At 70.8% G+C, this 22930-nt stretch carries 1 protein-coding gene (running past one end of the window); it reads right to left on the reverse strand.

Features of this window, described 5'->3' with window-relative positions; all coding sequences use genetic code 11:
• Positions 1-22930, reverse strand: partial view of a hypothetical protein gene (locus ACFO4E_RS16280; protein WP_378575706.1) — the 3' portion only. The gene runs 7256 nt beyond the window's last position; only the last 22930 of its 30186 coding nucleotides appear in the window; the start codon falls outside the window, past its right edge; it ends in the stop codon at positions 1-3.

Below are 22930 nucleotides of genomic sequence, written 5' to 3' on the forward strand. Positions count from 1 at the left end.
CTATTCCTGACCGCCGGTGTCCTGGTAGGCCGCTCGAACGACGGCGCCGGCGTCAACGCGATCGGCCTCCCTCAGAAGGCGATGGATCTCATTGACGAGGCCCGCCGCAGAGCCCGGCTCGCCGCCATCGAGCCTGCCGACGATTTCGGGGTCGCCCAAGCGTTCCGTGATGAGGGCCAGTGTCGTGCGGTGGAAGTCGGTGAGCCGGCCGGTAGGTCGATCCTCGCCCGGCTCGGCCACGGCCGCCTCGGCGATGGCGATCACATCGTCGCGGTAGTACAGGTGCAAGTGCCGGCTGATGTCGTTTACGCGGCGCCTGACCGTTGCCGGCGATCGATCGGACGCATTGGCGATGGCCTCGTCGTCCAGCCCTCGCCTCATAAGGTTCAGGACGTCGAGCTGGCCGACCGTCAACCCGGCCAGGTATCTACGGGCGAGTTCATGGATGCGTTCGCGAGCACGGTCCTCGCTGCTCGGCTCAGGGGCGCCAAGGAAGACATCGCCAGGGGTGTCGGGCCGGGCCTCGGAGTCGACGGTCCGCTCCGAGCCGGGCGCTAAGGCGTCCGGAAGGAACCCGCGGTCGTCGGGCGCGTCGGGGCCTCCGTCATGGTCGCCGGGGACAACATGGAGGTCCTCACGGTCGCTGGAATCGGAGGCATCGCTGTCAGTCTCATCGGAACTGACGGCAATGGCCTCCGGGACCTCCGGGCCGGCTGCCGAGGCCGTGGGGGGCGCCTGGCCGCTGTCGGCGGTGGCACGGGCGAGGCCGGCGCGGCGGGCAACGACGCCCGCCTCGGCACGGTTGTGGACCTTCAGGGTGTCGACGACCGCGCTGACCAGACGAGCGGCCCGGTCTTCACTGATGAATGTGCCCTTTCGCGTCTTGACATGCCGGGCAATCTGGCCATTATCCCGTTCGGCCCCCAAATGGACGAAGACCTCGTATTGCTGATCCGTCAGTTTGTTGATCCTGTCCGCAGCCTGGGCGAGGCGCTCGCCGGCGGGTCCTTCAGCCGGGGCCAGCTCGGCCGCGCGGGCGACCGCAATCGCCTCGCCGCGGTCTCGCACCCCCAGGCGGTGAACGAGGCTCCTGACACCCTGTGTGACTCGGGAGACACTCATGCGGAGCTCTTCCCCGATGTCGCCGTTTTGCTTAGGCAGGAGGCCGAGGAGCTGCCGCCGGGCGTCGTCCAGGACGCCGACCCGGGTGAGGGCCCGTTCCATTAGAGCCCCGTGCCCCATGTCACCGGGGGCGGAGTCGTCGGTCAGTTCGGCGGCACGGGCTACGGCGACCGCCTGTTCGCGGCCCTCCACACCGAGGGAACCCGTGACCCCCTCCATGAGGGCGGAGAATGCGGGGCCCGGCCGGATATCGAGTCTGGTGAAGATCTCCCCGTCGGTGCGCTCGGCCCCCAGAGCGACGAGGAAGTCGAATTCGCGGTCGCTCAGTCTGCTGATGTTGCCCTTAGCCCGGGTCAGTTGCTCGGCGGTGAGTTCCCTTGCCGGGGCCAGGGCGGCGGGGGCGTCGGGAAGGCTTTCGGGATCCCCACCACGGCCGGGGGCATAGCCGGGGTCGGCGGATCGGGCCGGTTCCGGTGCCCGGGACCGGGTGCCATCGCGGCCCTCGTCGTCGGAGACGCCATAGAGGTCGTCGCTGTCGCTGGCATCGGAGGCATCGCGGTCGGCGTCGGCGGCTTCCCGCGACCGCACCGGAGCAGAGGCGTAGAAGCCGTCCACAGCGCCACCGGAGTCGGACTCGCCCTCCACGGCCCGGACACGATCCCTTTGCACGCCACCTTGGCCACCGTCGGAATCCACCTCGTCCCGGCCCTCTCCCGGTATACGCGGTTCTCGCGGTGCGGCCTCACGGTTGGGCGCGCCGCCGAACAGCTCGGCAAGGCTCTGGCCGGGCGACGACTGCGAAGGCGCCGGGGGTCGTGGGAGGTCGCGGTCGGGGGTGGGAGGCCCTGATACCAACCGAGCAGGGGCGGAAGACGGCGGCACAGGCACCTGCCGCTCCGGCCCGGAGGAGCCGACGCCGTCCTCGGCCCCGACCGGGCCCCGGCCGTCGGAGAGGACGGCGTCGGAGGTGTCGCGGATGTCGTCGGTAGCGGCACCGCGTCGACCCGAGCCAGCGCCGCCGGTGCGGCCATCGCCGCCGCCTGTAGCGCCGGTGCCAGGCCCGGGGTCGGGCCTCCGCCCACCACCGCCGGAGTAAACATAGAGATCCCCGTCGTCGCCACCTTCTGAGTCGGAGCCGGAATCATCGTCATCGACGACCATGGGCTCCGGGTCGGATGCCCCTTCCTGGAAAGTACCGTCGAAGTCGAAGGAGAACCCCTCACCGTCGAACGTGCCCGCCGCATCCAAAGCGGCGATCATGGTGCTGCCCGTGCCCCCGCCGGGATCCTGGTCCTGGCCGCCGGTGTCCTGTTGTACCGCTCGAACGACGGCATCGAGGTCCACGCGGTCAGCCTCCCCCAGAAGGCGACGGATGTCATTGACAAGGCCCGCGGCCGAGCCCGGCTCACCGACATCGAGCCTGCTGACGATGACGGGACTCCTCAAGTTTTCCTCGATGAGGTCCAGCGCCCTGCGGTGGTCGTCGGTCAGCCCCCTCCCGCCTGCCCCGGCGGTACCGCGGCCGGATCCGCTCGCGGTCCCCGGCCCCTGGCCGGCAGCGAGATCCGCGCCCAGCTCGGCCGCGCGGGCGATGGCGATCACATCGTCTCGGGAGTGCAGGTGCAGGTGCCTGCTGATGTCGCTTACGTGACCCCCGACCGTTTTTGGCGACATCCGGGGCTTGAACGTTTCGGAGATGGCCTCGTCATCCAACCCTTGCCTCATGAGGTTCAGGATCCCGCGCTGGCGAAACGTCAACCCGGCCAGGTATCTACGGGCGAGTTCACGGATGCGTTCGCGAGCGCGGTCCTCGCCCCTCACCTCAGGAATGTCAAGGAAGACGTCGCCAGGAGCGTCTGGCAGGACCTCGGAGTCGACGGTCCGCTCGGCCGCCTCGGCGGTGGGCGCCCCCTGGGCGCCGACCCCCCCGTCAACGGACATGTCGGTGTCGAAGCCACCGCCGAACGTGCCCTCCGCATCCAAGGCGCCGATGAGGTCGCCATCGCCGAAAGCGTCCTCCTCCCGCGAAGCGGTATCAGCGGTCGCCTGGTAGCCGTGGTAGGCGTCACCGGAAGGATTGGGCGCCCAGCCCGGGATCGGCACCCATCCCGCGGGCACGATCTCGGCCTCCACGAACAACAAATCCTCCACACCCGCGCCCGGCACCCGCTCGGCGGGGTGCCGGTAGGCGGCGTGAACGACAAGACGTGCCCCCCGCGCCACCAGTACACGGCCCGGCCCGTCTTCGGGCTCCCCGGCCACGTAGACGGCCGGGAAGCCCTGAGGGACACGGACCATCACATGGGCGGGGGCGTCGTCGGCGGCGCGCGTACCGAACGTGCCGGCGAGGTAGTGCGGGACGTCCACCACCGTGCCCACAGCATCGCGGGGATGGCCGGGGTTGATACCCAACCGGCCCAGCAATCCCGCCCCGGCCCCCAGGTGCACGGTGACCGCCACCGGCAGCACCGCCAACCCCAGAACAGTGTCGACGTCGCCGACGATCCACCCGAAATCGTCGCGGTCATCGGGTACGACATCGCCGCCGGCCAGCCCCTCATCGACCATGTCCCGGAGATGGTCGATGTACTTCCTGAAGGAATCGGCCTGGAGTTCGGTGGTGTGCAGGGCGTGGGCGCCCTCCACCGAAGCCACCGCCCCCTCCACGGTCTCCACGATCGGCAGGTACATCCGCGCCCACTCATCAGCGGCCACATCATCGACCCGCGCACGGACAGTGTTACCCATGCCCCCGCCGGGATCCTGGTGCCGGTCAACGCCATCCCAAAGCGCAGGCGCAGGCAACGGGGTACGGCCGATCTGGCCATCGACAGAACCGCCCTGGGGGCGGGGGGCGTCGGGGAACTGTCCAGTGTCACTCGTCGCCGAGGAGCCGATACGGGGCGTGCCGGTGTCGGCGTGGGAGGCAGGCTCGAAGCCGGCGATGAGACGACGGACGGCCCCGGGGTTGAGGTGGCGGAGGTCGGGCTGGAGGTTGTTGACGCGGGCCTCGTGGGCCAGTCCGCTTTTGCCGTCCACTCTCACGCGGGCGTAGATCTCGACAAGGCGATGCCCGATCGTGCCCTGCGCTATTCCTGTCAGTGCTTGGATTTGTTTGATGGTCTTTCCCTTCCCGGCGAGGAAGGCGATGTTGCGGTCGTCACCCTCGAGCGCCGTGACCGGGATGATTCGGGTATCGGGGGCGTAGGCGGGGGGATCGTTGAGGGCGTCCGAGCGCTGTCCGGGATTGCCGGGACGGGCCGGGAAGACCTGGAGCTCCGCGTCTTCGGCGGAGTGGTACCCGATGTCCTCCAGCCGGTACCGGTAGACCAGGTCGGCGAGGAACTCCTCAAACGTGCGGGCATCCTCACTGTGCTTGCCGTCCTTGCCAGCTGCCAGCCCAGACAGATCAATACCCTTCAGGGGGACACCCGCCCCCCGATCACCGGCATCGGCATCGGCATCGGCATCGGCATCGGCATCGGCATCGGCATCGGCATCGGCATCGGCCGACCGTACCGGCTCCGAGCCAGGCGCGGGATCGTAAAAACGGTCAAAGACCCAATCACCCGAAACATCACCGCGAGACACCCCCTCACCGCCGGACAGCCCTTCACGGCCCGACGCACCGGAACCCTCAATCGCACCACCGCCAGCGCCGGCAGCACGAGAAGCAACGCCGGGAAGCAGCCCATCACCACCCACGACGCCGCTAACACCTCCAACCCCGGCATCAGACCCCTCCTCCGGGGCACCCCCCTCCCCATGAACACCCACGTCCGCACCACGGACACCGTCCACATCACCGAACTCCTCAAGCCGGTACCGGCGGACGAGGCCATCAACGGACCCCTCGAACTCCGGACCCCGCTCCCCGCCCGACTTGGGATCACCCGAAGCGCTCGAACCCGGCGCGACCGGACGGTCGCCACCCCACGGACCACCGGCACCGGCGGCTTCCCGCGACCGCACCGGGCCAGGAGCATAGAAACCGTCCACATCGCCATCAGAGTCGGACTCATCGTCCACGGCCCGGCCACGATCCCTCTGCACGCCACCCCGGCCACCGTCAGAATCCGCCCCGTCCCGGACCTCTTCCTGCCCGCGCGGTGCCTGCGGTGCGGCCTCGCGATTGAGCGCGTTACTGAACACGTCGGCCAAGCTCTCCCCGGGCAACGACGGCGAAGACGCCTGCCGCTCCCGCGCAACAGAGACGGCGACACCCTCAATGGCGTCCCGGCCCCGCCCATCGGAGGTGTCGTGGACGTCGTTCTCGCGAAGGCCGGCCGGGGGTGCGCCTTGCCGGGTCCGGGTCCCCGAGCCACCGGCGTGGCCATAGCCACGGCTACCGGCCCCACCGCTCCCACCCCCAGAAGCGGTGGGTCCCTGCCCAGAGAAGGAAGCGCCGCCGCTACCACCGGACAGGGCACCCGCACCGCCGCCCGGAGGCGGAGGATCATCGGGCCCACGCCCACGCCCGCCATGGCCACGGCCGTGTCCCTCCTCGACGTCGGAGACGTCGTAGAGGTCTCCCTCGGAGTCGGAGTCCTGTTCCGCCGTACGACCGACGGCGCCGGCGTCAACGCGGGCGGTCACCTGCACACGGCGATGGATTTCGTCGATGAGGCCGGCGGCCGAGCGTCGATCTCCGTCCTTGAGCTTGGCGGCGATTCCGGGGTGCGCCAAGCCCCGCTCGATGAGGTACAGCACCCTGCGCGTGTAGGGGGTCAGCCCGCTCGCGAGTTCCCGGGCGGTAGCGCGGTCGGGTGCGACCGCTGCGCGATCAGCGGCGTCCATCGCGGCATCCATGGACTCACGGAAGATGTAGGTCGCCTGCTCCCGGCTGTTTACGTTTAGGCGCCTGTAGATCCCGTTGGCCCCGGAGACGGCGGTCCCGGACGCGCCGAGGTCCCAGAGAATCTGCTCCGGAGGTCGATCATCCTTGTCGAGAAGCTGGAGGAGTCGGCGCTGGTGAGGCGACAGCACACTCAGACGTCCGTCGCCGAAGCCGGGGTCGGGCCCGAGAAGACCGCCGGGCTCGAGGTCGCTGGTCGCATCGGCCGCGCGGGCAATGGCCTCCGCATCGTCGCGATCGCCCGCGCCCAGGCGATCGTAGATTTTGGAGAAGTTCCCGGAGCCCGGGATGTCCTTGTTGCTCCGCCCCTGCTTCATGAGGTCCAGGGCGTTGCGCTGGGGGGGCGTGAGTACCTTCAGGAATATACCGGCGAGTTCACCGATGAGTTCGCGAACACCGTCCTCCCCGGTCAGCGAAGAGCTCGGTTCACCCTGGCCAGGGTCGGAAGCATCGGGGAGGTCGCTGAAACCGTCCGCGTCACTGTCGGAGCCGGAATCGGAGGAGTCGCCGTCCTCACCACGGGAATCATCAGGCAGCGCCAGAGGGGTGGCGGGCCCGCCGGAACGATCCCCCGCACCGCCCTCGTCACCGGAGTAGCGATACAGGTCGTCGGCGCCGTTGTGGCCGACGGCGTGTTCCTGACCGGGGTCATCGAAGGGGCCTGCGTCCCTCCGGAAATCAAGGAGGGGGTCGCCTTGGGGACCCACGAACAGGTTTCCGGCAGCCTGCTCCAGGGCGGGGCGGGGAGCAGCGGGGAGATCGGGGGCGTCGGGAAGGTGACCGCGGTCGTCGTCGGCCATGGCCTCGTCTCCGGCTCGCGGGACCGAGGTGCGCTCCGGGCCGCCGCCGGCGGTGGAGGCAGTGGAGAGCACGCCGGCGGCGACAGCCGTACGACCGGCGGCGTCTGCGTCAACGCGGGCGGTCACCTGCACACGGCGATGGATTTCGTCGATGAGGTCGGCGGCCGAGCGTCGCTCTCCGTCCTTGAGCTTGCCGGCGATGCCGGGGTGCGCCAAGCCCCGCTCGATGAGGTAAAGCACCCTGCGCGTGTAGGGGGTCAGCCCGCTCGCGAGTTCCCGGGCGGTAGCGCGGCCGGGTGCGACCGCTGCGCGATCAGCGGCGTCCATAGCCGCTTCCATGGACTCACGGAAGACGCCGGTCGCCTGCTCCCGGCTGTTTACGTTTAGGCGCCCGAAGATCCTTTCGGCCCCGACAACCTCGGAGGTCTGCGTCTTGTTGCCGAGGGCCCGGAGAATCTGCCCCGGAGGTCGATCATCCCTGTCGAGAAGCTGGAGGAGTCGGCGCTGGTAAGGCGACAGCACACTCAGACGTCCGTCGCCGATCCCGGGGTCGGGCCCGAGAAGACCGCCGGGCTCGAGGTCGCTGGTCGCATCGGCCGCGCGGGCAATGGCCTCCGCATCGTCACGATCGCCCGCGCCCAGGCGATCGTACATATTGCTGATGGTGCTCGCGGAAGCCGGGATGTCCTTGTTGCTCCGCCCCCGCTTCATGAGGTCCAGGGCCTCGCGCTGGCCGGGCGTGAGTACGTTCAGGAATATACCGGCGAGTTCACCGATGAGTTCGCGAACACCGTCCTCCCCGGTCAGCGAAGAGCTCGGTTCACCCTGGCCAGGGTCGGAAGCATCGGGGAGGTCGCTGAAACCGTCCGCGTCACTGTCGGAGCCGTCCTGCTCGCCGTCGTCCACAGCCGGGCCACGCGTCCCCCACTCCCCTGAGCCCCGGCCCGAGCCGGCGCCGCCGGTACCACCGGTGCCATCCCGCCGGGTATCTCCTCCCGAGCGCGACGGGCGCGGAGCCGAAGAGGCCCCGTCCTGCCCACCCGACGCGGAAGGAGCGGGTGCGGGAGGGTCGTCATGACCGTCGGAACCCGAAGAGTCGACGTCCATGTCGTCGGCGTCGGAAAGATTCCCGTCCTCGCCCTCGGAGTCGGAATCGGAGGAGTCGCCATCCTCACCGCGGGAATCACCAGGAAGCTCCAGAGGGGTGGCGGGCCCGCCGGAACGATCCCCCGCACCGCCCTCGTCACCGGAGTAGCGATACAGGTCGTCGGCGCCGTTGTGGCCGACGGCGTTTTCCGGACCGGGGTCATCGAAGGGGCCTGCGTCCCTCCGGAAATCAAGGAGGGGGCCGCCTTGGGGACCCACGAACAGGTATCCAGCAGCCTGCTCCAGGGCGGGACGGGGACCAGCGGGGAGATCGGGGGCGTCGGGAAGATGACCGCGGTCATCATCGACCATGGCCTCGTCTCCGGCTCGCGGGACCGAGGTGCGCTCCGGGCCGCCGCCGGCGGTGGAGGCAGCGGAGAGCACGCCGACGGCGACAGCCGCGCGGGCGACAGCACCGGCCTGGGCGCGGCTGTTCACCCCCAGGGTGTCGATGATCTGGCCGACGTACACGGCGACCGGGAAGTCCCCAACGGCAGCGCCAATAGGCGGCCTGACGCTCCTGGCGATCTCCTGGTCGCCCAGCCCGTCCCCCAGATACCACAGAACCTCGCGCTGCCTAAGGTCCAGCTCGCCGATTTTAGCCCTGAGCATCTGCTCAGTGCTGACCGCCACGGGAGCGGGCGCGGGGTCGTCATCATCATCGGAATCCGAAGAGTCGACGTCCATATCGTCGGCGTCGGAAACAGACCCGTCCTCGCTGCCGGAGTCGTCGGCTTCAGCGCGCTCGGCCGCCTCCAGATGGCGATCGATGTCCTCAACGAGCAACTGAGCCGAGCCTGGGCTGCGGTCATCGAGCCTGCGCCGGATGTCGGGCCGGGCGCTGTCCGCCAAGCCCCTCTTGATGAGGGCCAGCGTGCTGCTCTGGACGTCGGGATCCATGTCTCCCTGGGCCGCGCGGGCGATGGTGGTCACATGGTCGGTGGAGGGCACACCCAGGTGGCTGCGGATGTGGTGGATGTTGTTGACGACCGTGGATTGCGCCAGCTTCGGCGTGAGTCTGGCGCCGATGTCCTTCTTGTCCACTCTCTGTCTCAGAAGGTTCACAATCTTGCGCTGGAGTGGCTTAAGCCCCTCCAGGTATCTGCGGGCGAGTTCACCGACGTGTTCGCGTGCGCGGTCCCGGTCGGTCTGTGCCGTGCCCGGCTCACCGGCGGCCAGGCCACTGCGGGCAGCCGGGGCACCGTCGAGAAGGAACGTGTCGTCACGCACGTCAAGGAAGATCTCGCCGAGGGCGTCGGGCAGGGCCTGAGGGTCGACGGTGCGCTCGGCCGCGCGGGCGATGGCTACCGCTTCGGCGCTGCTGAACACCCCCAATCGGTTATAGAGCCTGACCAGGTTTTTCTTGACGGTTCCTTCTGCCCACGGCGTATTTTCGACGATCTGGGAGCGGGTCTGCCCCTGGACGAGGAGGCGCAGGATCTCGCGCTGGACGGTTGACAGGCCCGCTTGCTCCAAGAGTTCGCGGGCCCGGGCCGGCGGGAAGTCCTGCTCCGGCACCAGTCTCAGCCCGGCCGCGCGGGCGATGCCGACCGCGCCGTCGCGGTCCACGCCCAAGCGGCGGTAAACACCCTCCGCCTCCGACTCCAACTGCCCCTGGTGCGCGCCGACGCCCTCACCGATGTCGGCCGGTGAAAGGTCTGTTCGCAGGAGGAGAGCCAGGGTCCGGCGCTGGCGGGGCTCGAGCCGCTGCACGAGTGCGCGAGCATCGATTTCCCCGCTGGAGTCGGCGAGGGCGGTGTCCCGGTAGTCCGGCAGGGCCCCGCTGGCGAGGTTGACCGCTTGGTCGCGGTTCAGCCCCAGATGGTGAAGGGCGTACCAGATGTCATTTTCGGCCGTTCTGCGCTCCACCCCGTATCGCTCCTGGATCATTGTGATGATCTCGGCCTTGCTCAGCTTGGCGCCGAGGAGGCCGAAGGCGGTGTGTTGGCGGTCGGTGAGTGAATCCATCTTGGCGTATGCGTGGGTTCGCTGGGCGGGGGTGAGGTCTCCCCTGGACGTTTCGGGCGCGCGGGACAACAACGGGCCGGGCAGGGACGGGAATCGAGGGTCGCCGACGAGGTCAACGGCCTGTGCCCTACTCACTCCCATACGGCGGGCGGCACGCGCCACGAGATCCATGGCCGAGTTGACAGTGAAGCCGGGGAGCCTACCGATCTCGCCGAACCTCAGACCGCTATGGCGCAGGGCAAGGGCCCGACGCTGCTCGAGGGTCAGGTCCTTCGCCTTCGCAAGAGCGGCGGTTCGCTGGGCGGGAGTGAGTTCCGCGGCGGCCGCCGACCGGGGGGCAGGCCGCGGAGGGCCCGGCGGAAGCGCATTCTCGCGCGCCGGAGGCACGGCACGACCACCACTCCCGGTACCAGCAGACCCGGCCGTGGGGGCGACACCGCCGGATGCGCCGGCCCGCTGGCCCGGGCCAGGCTCCGCGTCCGCCGCGGGAGCGGAAGAACGACCATCGTCGTCGGCCCAAAGACGGTCGACCGCCCCTCCCGGACCGACGTCGGGATCATCGGGAAGAGCACCAGGATCGGCGTTCTGCGCCTCGACGGGAGCGCGAGAAGGGAAACCGGAGACGACGTCATCGCCCATGGGGGCGCCCCTCCCGCTCTCCGCGGATGCCTCCCCCCAGCCCCCAAGTTCAACGGGACCCTCGTCCAGCCCGGCCGGGTCGTATCCGAGGCCGCCGAGGCTGCCGGGATCCAAGGAGTCGAATCCGCCGCCGGAGCCGACATACTCCCCGCCGGGGAGGTCGTCCAAGCCGCCGAAGATCCCGTCGGGGTCGTCAGGGGGGTTCTGGTTCGGATCGGCGTCGGGGATCTCCTCGTCGGAGTCGGCCCTGAATCGGAGATCGTTGGGGTCAGGGAAGTGGTCGAAGTTCAGGTTGGCGGCGGCGTCGAGGTCGGCGTAGGCGTAGGGGTCCATGGGTTGCTCGGCGTCGTCGGTGCCCACCATGAACTCCCAGGGCCGCGCATATTCGGCCGGGGAGATCCCGAGCTCCTTGAGCTGGTTCTCGTAGCGTTCGTCGGTGGACCTGAACGTTTCCGGCTCCTTGGCCTCACTACCGGCCAGCGCGCTGAGATCCAGCGAGGCCGGGGCGTTACCGTCCCACTGACCGCCGGGATCGTCGGACCGGGCCGATTCCGGCACGGGGGGCGCGGGGTCCGGGAACCCGTCGGAGAACGTGTCGGTCTCGCTCGGTCGTGCGGCCGCCTGCGTTTCGCTGCCGGAGCGGGTGCCGGCACCGGTGGCCTCGGCCGCTTCCCGTTCCTGGGTGCGCGGAGACCGCGGTGTGGCCGCGGGGTTGAGCGCAGCTCCGAAGAGATCGTCGAGGCTTTGGCCGGGCGTCGCCGGCTGTGCCTGCGGAGGTGATCCCGGGAGGGCCTCGGCGCTTGTGGCCGGCTCCGGCAGCGACGTGGTCCGGGTGGACGACGGCTGTGCCGGCGCCTGCCGCTCCGGTGCGGGATGTCCACCATCGGCTTCGATACCGGCCGGCCCGCGGTCGTCGGCGTCGAGGGGGTGAACGGTCCCCGCGTCCGCGTCCACCGGTGCGCGGCGCTGCGCAGTACCGCTCCCCGCGGTGGGGACGCCGGCGCTTTCGGTCCGCAGCGGTGGCGCGACGTCGAAATCCTGCGGTCCGCTGCCCCGGGATCCGCGGCCTCCGCGTCCCCCGAAGCCGTCGCCGGTCGTACCGCCCCGTCCTCTCCGGGCACCGGGACCGTCGCCATGACCGTCCCGGGCGGCCCTTCGGCCGCCTCCGGCTCCGCGGTCCTCACCGCCGCGCCCGAAGCGACCGCGTTCGCCGCCAGGGGCGTCGTCCGTCCCTGGGGAGGTGCCGGTGGCCGGCGCGGCTGCGCCGGTGAACGCGGCGACCGCTGTGTTCTGGGCGGTCAGCCAGTCGGTGAACGCCTGGTTGTAGTCCGCGCCGCGGCGCTCGACCGTCTTGTCGAGCCGCTGGTAGGCGCTGAACGCGTCGCTGTCGGCGGGCTGATCCTTGGCATCGTGGGCGGCCCACCACAGGTCGCGGCGCGCCTTGAGGTAGTCCGTCTCGGCCTCGGCCAGCGCCTGCTGCTTCACGGCGACATCGTCGACGAGGCCGGCCGCCGCTTGGGTGCGGCCGCCGTCGAGGATGCCCAGCCGCACCGCCACGTCCTGGGAGACCCATGCCGTGACCTTGGCCCGTGCCTGGCTCAGGTGCGGGCCAGATGTCGCGCCCCGTCCGACCAGCCTGGATACGGCGCCGGGGGTGTGCTGGGCGGCGATGGCCCACTCGGAGTCGAACTCCACCAGATACAACGGCCCCTCATGGACCCCGTGGAGTTTGTGGGGCCGTTTGGGTGCGACGGTCTCGGTGTGGGATCCGCCGCTGTGCGAGGTCCGGTTGGCCTCGCCGGAGGTGTACTGGGTTCCCGAGTGGTGCTCGCTGAACCCGCCGGTGGTGGTGTCGGCCAGGGCGACACCACCCGAGGCGCTTACTCCGCCGCTGTGGTCGGAGGTGATGGAGGTCGCCGCCCCCTGGGAGTCGGTGTCGGTGATGCTGCCGGTGGGCGCCACGTACAGCACCCTGGCCGAGGCGTAGTCGGGGCGCACCGCCATGGCCCACGACGTGCGGGAGATGTCGTCGAAGCCGATGCCGCCGCTGGTGTTGGCGCTGATGAAGTGGGAGGGCAGCACGGAGGCGGCGAGTTCGTGGCGCACCGCGTCGGAGCGGGGGTTGAGGCCCAGTTCCCGGACGGCGTGGCCGCGGGCGGCGGCGATGGCGGCGTCGGTGTAGCGGCCGTCGTGGACGGCGCCGGCGTCGGGCTTCCATCCCCTGGCGGCGGCGAGCACGGTGTGGGCGAGGTCCAGGACCGCCTTGCCGCCGTTCTCGATGGCCACCGGGAGCACGAGGTCGCTCTCGTTGTGCGCATCGGGTGCGGGATCGTTGCCGGTCGCGGGGTGCTTCCACTGGGCCAGCGCGACCTCGGGGGTGGCGGCACCGGGCTCGGGTGTGACCTCGGCGGGGCCGTGATCGCTCTGCGCGGACGGCGCCGGTCCCCCGCTCGGGGCCTGGGGGGTACCGGTGTCGGGGGTATCGGGGCCGAGGTGGAGATAGGCAGCGGGGTAGAGGGTCTGCACCCGTCCCCCGTCGCCGCTGGCGGTGATCCCCTCGGTGCGCACGTTCCGCGGCAGCTCCACCCGCGGGGAGAGGCCGTCTCCCACGATCTCCAGGGTCAGGGTGAGGTCGCTGTCGGTGCCCAGGCGGGCGAAGGGGCCGGGCGCGAACAGGGTGATCGTGCGCGTGCGCGCGTCGGTCGTCGCCGCCGTGGTGGTCTCGGAGGACCCCACGGTGGTGTCGTGCGGGGTGGCCAGCGTGGACAGTACGGCGGGTGAGGCATCCTGGGAGTGGTGGGCGCCGGCGTCGGGGTTGGTGGAGGTGCTGTTGGGCACCAGGGTCCCGAATCCGCCCACGCCTGTGGTCGTCAGCCCGCCGCGGGTACCGGAGGTGGTGGTGGAGATGGTCCACGAGCGGGTCTCGCGGAACTCGCTCTGGCCCCCCACATAGCCCACCTCGGGCGCGCCCTGCCGCGTGGCCACCCCGATGTGGATGACCGCGGCGATCGAGGGCGGCTCCACCGGGGTTTTCGGGAAGTCGGTCCGTTTGACGATGCGGCGGATGTTGACCGAGACGGGGACTCCGGAGTCGGGGTTCTTGGCCAGGCGGGAGTTGAGGGTGTGGTTCAGCCGGTTGCGGCTGCCCGCGGTCAGCTCCAGGCCCTGTTCCCTGAGTTTGGTGTCGAGGTCGGTGATCGCGGCTTCGGCGTCGATGGGGCGCAGGGTGTCGCCGGTGCCCGCCAGGCCGGGGCGCGTGTCGACGGAGATGGGGATCGGAGGGAGGGGCCGGGTGGTCAGAGGGCTGGTGCCGTCGGTTCCGGTGAAACGGTCCAGGACGAGGCGGTTGGCGATGGCGTCCCAGGCGTGGGTGAACCCGGTGAACAACTCGTCCATCCACATCTGCCACCCGGTGTAGACCGGTGAGCGGTAAAACGTCGCCACCATGTCCAGTTCCCGGGCGATCTCCGCGATCTGGCGGATGATCCCGGACGCCCGGATCAGGAAGGAGATGGCCGCCGCGTGGATGAAGGTGGTACGGATGCTGTAGCCGCGGGTGGTGGTCTCCGAGTCGGAGCTGAGAATCCGGATCCACCCGGCGCTGGGCCCGGTGAAGATCGTGGGAGCGGCGGCGTCACCGCGGGTCGAGGCGGGGTCGGCGTTGGAGGGGTTGGTGTTACCGACTGGAGGGAAGACGCCGCCCAGGGCCACCCGCCAGATGCGTTCCCGGGTGTGGTTGAGGGCGGTCTTGGCGGTGCCCTCGAAGTACATCACCATGTCCACCGGTACCGCCGTCAGGGATTCGACCACGCTGTCGGTGACCACCGTGGGCCGGATGGTGTGGGGCGACCAGATGCCGCCGTCGAACTCCGGCCGGATGACGATCCCGTTGAACAAGTGGTTGGCGAGGTTCCCCAGCACCTGCGGGAAGAGCTCCCGGCCCGCCTCGCCCTCGCCGGTGAAGTAGTCGACCTTGCGCGCCAAGCCGTCCCGCTGGTCGGCGTAGCGGGCACCGATGAACTCCGCGGAGAACATACTGCGGATCAGGTCGAGCAGGGACGGCTGCTCGGGCGTCTCACCGCCGGTGTTCACCCAGTCGATGAACACCGCGCCGTCCAGCCGGTCATTGAGCGAGCGGCCGTTGACCCTCGCGATGGCGCCATCGCCGCCATCGCCGATGGCGGCGTCGCGGTCCTCCGCGACCGGCACCGGTGGGGTGATCCCGCGGCCGGTGATGATGGCCCGGGCCTGCTCGGAGGTGAGCCGCTCGTAAGCCGGTCCAGGCCGGTCACCGGTGGTGGATCCGGGGCCGCCGTCGATGGTGAGGGGGGTGACGTCGGCGGGCAGGGGCCGCTCCAGACGCGGTGTCGAGATCTCCATGCGACCCCGGATGCCCTGCTCCAGCAGGTCACCTCGATCGCGCAGCAGGTCGGTACCGTGGTAGCGCTTGGTGTCGTCGACCACGGCGATGAACGTGATGCCGCTGGACCACGTGTCGGTCGCGCCGGTGTAGAGCAGGAACGCGTTGGTCCCGAACCCGGTGGAGATGCCCTGGCCGGTGGTGGATTCGCCGACGAGCCCCGCGCGCACCTGCCCCTGGAATGCGCCGCCCGTGGGCGTCCCGGAGGTGTCCGGGTCCCCCTGCCCGGCGTAGCCCGCCACGAACCGCAAAGCCAGGGTGTGGGAGTCCCCGGACCCGTGGGAGGCCCCCCGCTGTGAGCTACCGCTCACGTAGACGCCGGTCTTCCGGTCGCTGGTCCCGCTGTGGAGCAGTTCGTCGGAAACGGCGAAGATCCGTACCGTGACCAGTTCGGGGCGGATGAACTTCTTCCCGCTGCGGAACAGGTCCTTGGCGTCCACACTGGCCGTTTCCTCCAGGTGTACGGGCAGGCCGTCGTGGGTGAGCTTGTCCAGGTTGCTCTTGAGGACGGGCGGTGCGACCGCGGTGCGGATGCGGTGGGTGTTCTCCAGGGCGGTGGCGTAGTCCCGCCGGAACGGGCGGTGCTCCCGGCCCACCCGCGAGGTCGGACCGTCGGGCCGGTGGGCGAAGTCCGACTCGCCGCGCGACGTCTCCGGGACGACCAGCCCGGGAAAGCGCCGGGCGACCGCCTGCACCAATCGGTCAGCGAGCCATTCGGTGAAGGGCGTACCCCGCGCGGGGACGGCCACAGTGCCATCCGTCTGTCCGTCGCGCGTGCCCTCCGCGTCGCGCGTGTTCACGCCGTCGGCGGCGCCTCCCCCCTCGGTGCTGTTCCCGGGCTCAGCGACCGGTGCGCCGGTGGCGTCCTCGCGCTGGGTGGCGGGGCCCCCGGTGAAGAAGGGGGATCCGTCCGGGTAGGTGAACGACCGCGGCACGGCGCCATGGAAGTTCTTGGGGCGGGGCCCGCGCAGGTGCGGGAAGGGCGGCTCCGCCGGGACAGTGGTGTCCTGCGGAACCGGGGGGGTGCCCGTCCCGGTGGGAATCTCGGGCACGGAGGTGTCGGCGGTCTTCAGAAGCCGGGCGTCCTCAAGGGTGTGGACCTCGATGGTCGTCCCGCGGAACACCCTGGGCACCGGGTCACCGTCGAACTGGACGTAGTAGGTCCGCTCCACCTCATATGCCACCGTGTCCGTCGCCCCCCACATCAGGGGGTAGCGCCCGGCGTCGTCCTGGCGCGTGTCGTGGGTCTGCCGCATGACCCTGCGGTAGGCATACTCCACGACCGCGGGCGCGAACCGGAAGATGCGGTCGGAGATACGGAAATCGGCCCCGCCCCCGAACAGCACGGTCCACCACGACCTCTTGCTCGCGGTCTGCGCAACCGAGGCGTCCACCCGGGTCATGTTGGAGAACTCGGCCGCCTTCGGCGGGGTGGGCAGCCGCCGGTACGACGTCGGCGAAGACGTGAGGCGCAACCGCCGGTGGCGGCCCGCGTAGTCGACGAACGGCAGGTCCGCGTGGCCGGTCGTGATGGCGCCCAGGCGGTGCCGGACGACGCTTCCGTTCCGCAACCCGTTGAGGGTGGTCTCGTTGTGCCGGGTGAACGCCGCGGACGGCTTCGGGGGCTGTTTGACCAGGCGGTTGCGCCCCGAGGCGTCGGGAGAGGGGTTGGGGCGGTCCTTCACGGCCGCCGAGGAGTAGCCCAGCAGGCGGTCCCGGACCCAGTCGGCCAGGCTCATACGCCCCTCTGGCGTGGCCGAGGAGATGTCCCCGACATAGAGCGGGTAGCTGCGGTCGACCGCCCGGGCACCGGGCCCGGGCACCCCTGCCTCGTCCGGGGAACGCGGGTCGGCCAGGGTGATGCGCTCGGGGGCATCCGGCGGGTTGGTGCCCGGCCCACCCGGAACGAACAACCGCACCGGCAACGGCCATGACTGAACCAGCGGCGGTGCTTGCGGCGGGGTGACCGTCAGGGTGGCAAGGAGATCGGCGTCGTAGGGCACGGGCGTCCCGGCGACCTCGGTGTAGGTGAAATCGCCGCTGGAACCGTCCACCCCCAGCGCGCTGGTGCGCACCCGGTAGCCGATCCCCCCGCGGAACACCAGGCGGGCGCCGACCATGTCCACCTCGGGTATGCCGGGGCCGATGGGGGCGATGTAGAACGGGGTGACGAGGACGCCGAGCGAGACCGACTTGTTGCCGCCGTGGCCGCCACCGAAATCGTAGGCGTAGGCGGGGTCGCCCACCCCGTGCATCAACACGGGCCGGGGACGACGCCCCGGCGGCGGCAGCTGTGAGGCCGCGGGGACGCGGTGGTACTCGGCGTCGGGATCGACGTGCAACCGCACCTTCCACTCCCCACCGGGCCCCTGGACCGTGACGGTGAATCCGCCCTTGCGGAAGAACGGCCGGATGTCCTGCCTCGCCTGGGCGCGGACCTGGTCCAGGATGTCGGCGCGCATCCGCGGGGTGAGGCCCGGGACGGTGCTGCCGTTGATGCGGTCTTCAAGGTCCTGCAGCAGGCCGGTGGTGTCCACGGGATGGGTGCCGAACCAGGACGACAGCAGCATCCACCCCAGCCGCGCCGTCTCCGGGAACACATCGCGGGCCAGGTCGTCGGCCCGGTGGGCGGCGGCCTGCGCCTCGGCCCGGGCGGTCTCGGCGACCTCGTCGGCGTCGCGCGCACGCTGCTCGTCGGCGGTGGCGAAGTAGTCCGCGTCGTCGGCGGCGACCTTCGCGGTATGGGCGGCGGCCCGCGCCTCCGTCCGGGCGGTCTCGGCGTCGACTGCGTCCTGCTCGGCCTGGTGCAGGCGGTGCCGCGCGCTGTCGGCCTCCTCGGTGGCCGTCTCGGCGGCGCGCCATGCGGCATCGGCCGCCTCGCGCGCACCGTCCGCGGTGTCCCAGGCCGCGTCGGCGTCGTCCTGAGCCCGGTCGGCGGATTCGCGTGCGGCGTCGGCGGCCCGGTCGAGCTCGGTCGCATGGTCGAAGACGGTCTCGGACTCGGTGCGGAGGCCCTCGACCTCATCGGGCCCGATGCCCGAGCGCTCCCACAGGTCCGCGGCACGGAGGTCGGCCTGCTCAGCGGCACCGGACCGGGCGGCCGCCTGCTCGCGCAGGCGGGCCGCCTGTGCGGCGGCCTCGGCGATGTCGGCTCCGAGGCCGGTGATCCGCGCGACGTGATCGGGCGTGTCCTGCGCGGGATCCGCGTCCGGCGCGGACCGATCCCCCTCGGGTTGCGCCCGCAGCGCGGACAGCTCCCGCCGTAACCCCCTCCCCTCGCCGTCGATCCGCTCGGCCCGCCGGGTCAGATCGGCGGCGTCGGCACGGGCCTGCTCGGCCTCAAGGCCGGACCGCTGGGCACCGGTGGCGGTGGCGAGGATGTCCTCCAGTTCCGCCGCGCGCTGGGCCGCCGCGGCATGGGCGCCGTCGGCCTCGGTGCGCAGTTCGTCGGCGTGGGCGTCGGCGTCCTCGGCCGCCTCCTGTAGGCGGTCGGCCTCGGCCTCGGCAGCGTCTGCGGTGGTTTCCAGCTCGTCCGCGCGATCGGCGGTCTCCGATGCCGCCTGGGCGGCCTCCTGCGACGCCCTGCGCCGCGGCGCCACCGCGGCGTGCGCCTGCTCGGCCGCGGCGTCGGCTTCCCGCGCGTCCTCCTGGGCGGCCTCGGCCGCGTCGTCCAACCGCCGGGCCTCGGCCCGCGTCTGTTCCGCCTCCTCGCCGGCGTCGGCGGCCTCGTCGCGCAGCCGTATGGCCTCGACGCGCGCCGCGTCCGCCTCGCCCCGGGCCTCGGCCGCCCGAGTCACGGGATCGACTCCGTCTGGCCCGGTGTCCTGGGGACGGGGTGGCGGGGCGCCACCGTCGACGCCGGGCCGAGGCAGGTCCGGGTCCGCCTCGACCGGACCGCTCTCGGACAGGTCCGTTCCGGCCGTCGCGGCGGCCGACTCCGCTAGAGCGCGGGGGAACGCGGCAGGATCGGCGGAGGCCACCGCCGGGTTCTGCCCCTCACCATCCCCCTCGCCCGTGTCCTGGCTCGGCCTGAACTCCGCCGGACGGATCTGGGAAGGAACCCCGAAGGGAGCAGGTGCTCCTGTTGCCTGGGAGGGCCCTCGCCCCTGAGTCGGTCCCGCCTGGGCAGAGGCCGCTCCGGGCGGCCGGGTCGGCTGGAGAGGGGAGGACGACCCCTCGCCGCCGAGCGCCGTGAACACCTGAAGCGGCGACTGCCCCCCGGAGAACAGACCGAACGGATCGACGAGCCCACCCGGAAGAACCGGAGAGTCCCCCGATGCCTTCTTGGGATCGAAGGGGGCCGAAAGATCCAGCGGTGTGAACGGCTTCCCGTGCAACGGGGCATCGGGATCAACAGGCTCGGAGATGAACGGCGACTTCACCGACAGGCTGACATTCGCGCCCCCCACATCGTCGGCAGCACCGTCGATACCGCCCCGCTCCTCGACCGCGGCTTCGGGGAACACGTCCCGAGTCAGGTCGTGGGCGTGCCGCTCGGCGGCCTGCGCCGCCCGGCGGGCATTCTCGGCGCGCTCCTCGGCGGTACGCGCCTCCACCTCGGCCAAATCGGCGAAGTACTCCGCATCATCAGCCGCGACCTCCGCGGCGCGCGCGGCGGCCTGCGAAGGGGCGAACAGGTCGTCGTGGCTGGAGTCGTCGGGGTCGTGACCGTCTCGCGGGTCATCGGCGAGGAGCGGGGTCTGGTGTGCCGGGGGCACGGCGCGGTTATCGCTCCCCTCGGACGCGGCACCGGTCACCTCAGCCCGTGCCTCCGGCTCGGTGGCCGGGCCCCGCGACGTGGCGGCCTCACGATTGAGCTCGCTGCTGAACAGCTCAGCAAGGCCCTGGCCGTGCGCCGACCGCGACACCTCTGGGGGATGCGGGAACTCGCCAGCGGTGGTGGCAGACCCTGATACCGACCGGGCGGGGGCGGGAGACGGAGGCAACGGCACCTGCCGCTCCAACGCGAAGGAGACGGCGCCCGCCTCGGCGCCGACCGGGCCCCGCCCGTCGGAGAGGCCGTCGGAGGTGCCGCGGACGTCGTCCTTACGGTGATCGGCGGAGGAGCCGCCTCGACCCGAGCCAGCGCCGCCCGTGCGGCCACCGCCGCCGCCTGTAGGACCGGTGCGCCGGCCGGCGGCTGAGGAGGATCCGCCCTGTCCGCCCGCCGCCGCGGGAGCCGGAGGACCGTCATCATCCGGGCCACGCCCGGGGCCGGGACCACCCTCACCGCCGAGGAAATCACCGAAGTCCCCGTCGTCATCGTCGGAATCGGAGTCGGAATCGTCGTCGACGACGATGGGCTCGGGGTCGGCTGCTGCGGCTGTGGCGGACGCCTGGCCGCTGTCGGCGGTGGCAGGGGCAAGGCCGGCGGCGCGGGCGACGGCGCCCGCCTCGGCGGCGTTGTTCACCCCCAAGGTACGGACGACCTCCCGGACGTATCTGGCGACCGACTCCTTCTTGAGGGCTGAGCCTCCGCGCTTCTTCAGGCGCTTGTGGATCTTGTCGATATCCCGCCGGGCCCCCAGATCCCGCAAGACTTCGACATCCCTGTCGTTCAGGTCGTTAATCTTGTCCGAAGCCCGGCTTATTTGCTCGGCGGTGAGTTGAGCCAGTCCGGCGGCGTGGGAGACGGAGATCGCTTCGGCGCGGTCCAGCACCCCAAGGCGGTGAACGAGCTTGCTGACGCGGTCTTTGGCCCCGATGCGGGTCGAGCGGAACTCCTGGGCGATATCCCTGTCTCTCTTGGGCAGGAGGTTCAAGAGCCGACGCCCGTCGTCGTCCAGGGTGCCGACCCGTATGAGGGCCCGTTCCTGTCGCTTCTGGGGTGTCAGATCGGTGGGGACGGAGTCATCGGTCAGTCCGGCGGCACGAGCTACGGCGACCGCCTGTTCGCGGCCCTCCACACCGAGAGAACCCGTGACCCCCTCCATGAGGGCGAAGAAAGCTTGGCGCGTCCGGATATCGAGTCCGGTCCTGATGTCCTCGTCGGTGCGCCCGGCCCCCAAAGCCACGAAGAAGTCGAATTCGCGGTTGCTCAGCTTACTGATGCCGACGAGAGCCCGCTCTAGTTGCTCGGCGGTGAGTTCCCTGACCGGGGCCAGGGCGGCAGGGGCGTCGGGAAGGCTTTCGGGATCGCCACCACGGCCGAGGGCATAGTCGGCGGATCGGGCCGGTTCCGGTGCCCGGGACCGGATGCCATCGCGACCCTCGTCGTCGGAGACGCCATAGAGGTCGTCGCTGTCGCTGGCATCGGAGGAGCCGCGGTCCGCATCGTCAGGCGCATCGGGCAGGTCTCCCAAGTCCGTGGTATGGCGCGCACCAGCGCCCGCATCGCCCAAGAAGCCGTAAAGGTCGTCGACGGCAGGGGGAAGGGAGCCGGACACCTCCCCCCGGCCGGCACCGCCGAAAATGTCCTCCGCGTCATCCAATACGCCCGCTGCATCCAGGACAGCAAAAGGGTCCTCGCTAATGGCACGGTCAATGTCACCACCGACGCCGGATTCGCCCGCTGTCCCCCAGTCACCGAAGCCGCCGCTGAAAGCGTCCTGCTCCCGCGAAGTGGTATCAGCGACCACCTGGTAGCCGTGGTAGGCATCGCCGGAAGGGCTGGGCACCCAGCCCGGCATAGGCACCCACCCCGCGGGCACGACCTCGGCCTCCACGAACAACAGGTCCCCCACACCCCCACCCGGGACACGCTCACCGGCATGCCGGTAGACGGCATGGACGACAAGACGCGACCCCCGCGCCACCAGCACACGCCCTGGCCCGTCGGCCGGCTCCCCGGCCACGTGGACGGCCGGGAACCCCCCAGGGACGCGGACCATCACATAGGCCCACGCATCCTCGACCGCGCGTGAACCGAACGTGCCGGCGAGGTAGTGCGGAACATCCGCCACCGTGCCCACGGCGGCATCAAGGGGACGGTGGGGGTCGATACCCAATCGCTCTAGCAACCCCGCCCCGGCCCCCAGGTGCACGGTGACCGCCACCGGCAGCGCCGCCGACCCCAGAACCGTATCGATATCGCCGACGATCCACGCGAAATCGTCGCGGTCATCGGGTACGACATAGCCGCCGGCCAGCCCCTCATCGACCATGCCGCCGACATAACCGGTGTACTCCAGGAAGGATCCGGCCTGGTTGGCGGTGATACCCAGGACGTGGGCACCCTCCACCCCAGACACCGCCCCCGCCACGGTCTCCACGATCGGCAGGTGCATCCGCGCCCACTGATCGGCCGCCTCGTCGTCCCTTGCACGGACGTTGTTGCCCATGCCCCCGCCGGGATCCTGGTCCGGGTCACGGCCGAACCATTGCGCAGGCGGGGCCACCAGGACACGGCCGACCTCGCCATCACCGGGACCACTCACGACATCGCCGGCATCAGGCAGGTTCTCAGGATCGGGGCTGGTGACCTCGTGGGACGCGGACTCGGGGACCGCGCCCGCGGTAGTGGTCTGGCCGCCGGTGGGGACACGGAGGTAGCGGGCCTCGGGCACCAGCTCGGCCGCGTGGGCCATCCGCCCCAGGGCCTCGTTGTCCTGCGCCCCCACCCTGCTACGGATGTTGCCAAGGCGCCTACGGACCGTACTCAACGACACTCCGGCCATCTGCCGAAAGACGCTGTTGACGGAGACGCGCCCCCCCTCGCCCTGCTGCTGCCCGAGGAGGGCGGCCATGGTGCGATCCTCCCCATCCAGGTCCGTGACAAGGACAATGGGCGTAGCGCGGAGATAGCGGGCCTCGGGCTTGAGCCCGCTCTCGCGGGCCATCCGCCCCAGGGCGGCGTTGTCCTGCGCCCCCACCCTGCTACGGATGTTGCCAAGACGGCTGTCGACCTGGGTCTCCGTTATTCTGGCCATCTGCCGAAAGACGCTATTGATGGGGTCGCGCTCCCCCTCACCCTGCTCCCCGATGAGGGCGACAATGGTGCGATCCTCCCCTTCCAGGGCCGTCACAGAGATCCTCGTGCTG

This window comes from Nocardiopsis mangrovi (genome assembly GCF_042653925.1).
In the GTDB taxonomy this organism is placed as follows: domain Bacteria; phylum Actinomycetota; class Actinomycetes; order Streptosporangiales; family Streptosporangiaceae; genus Nocardiopsis_B; species Nocardiopsis_B mangrovi.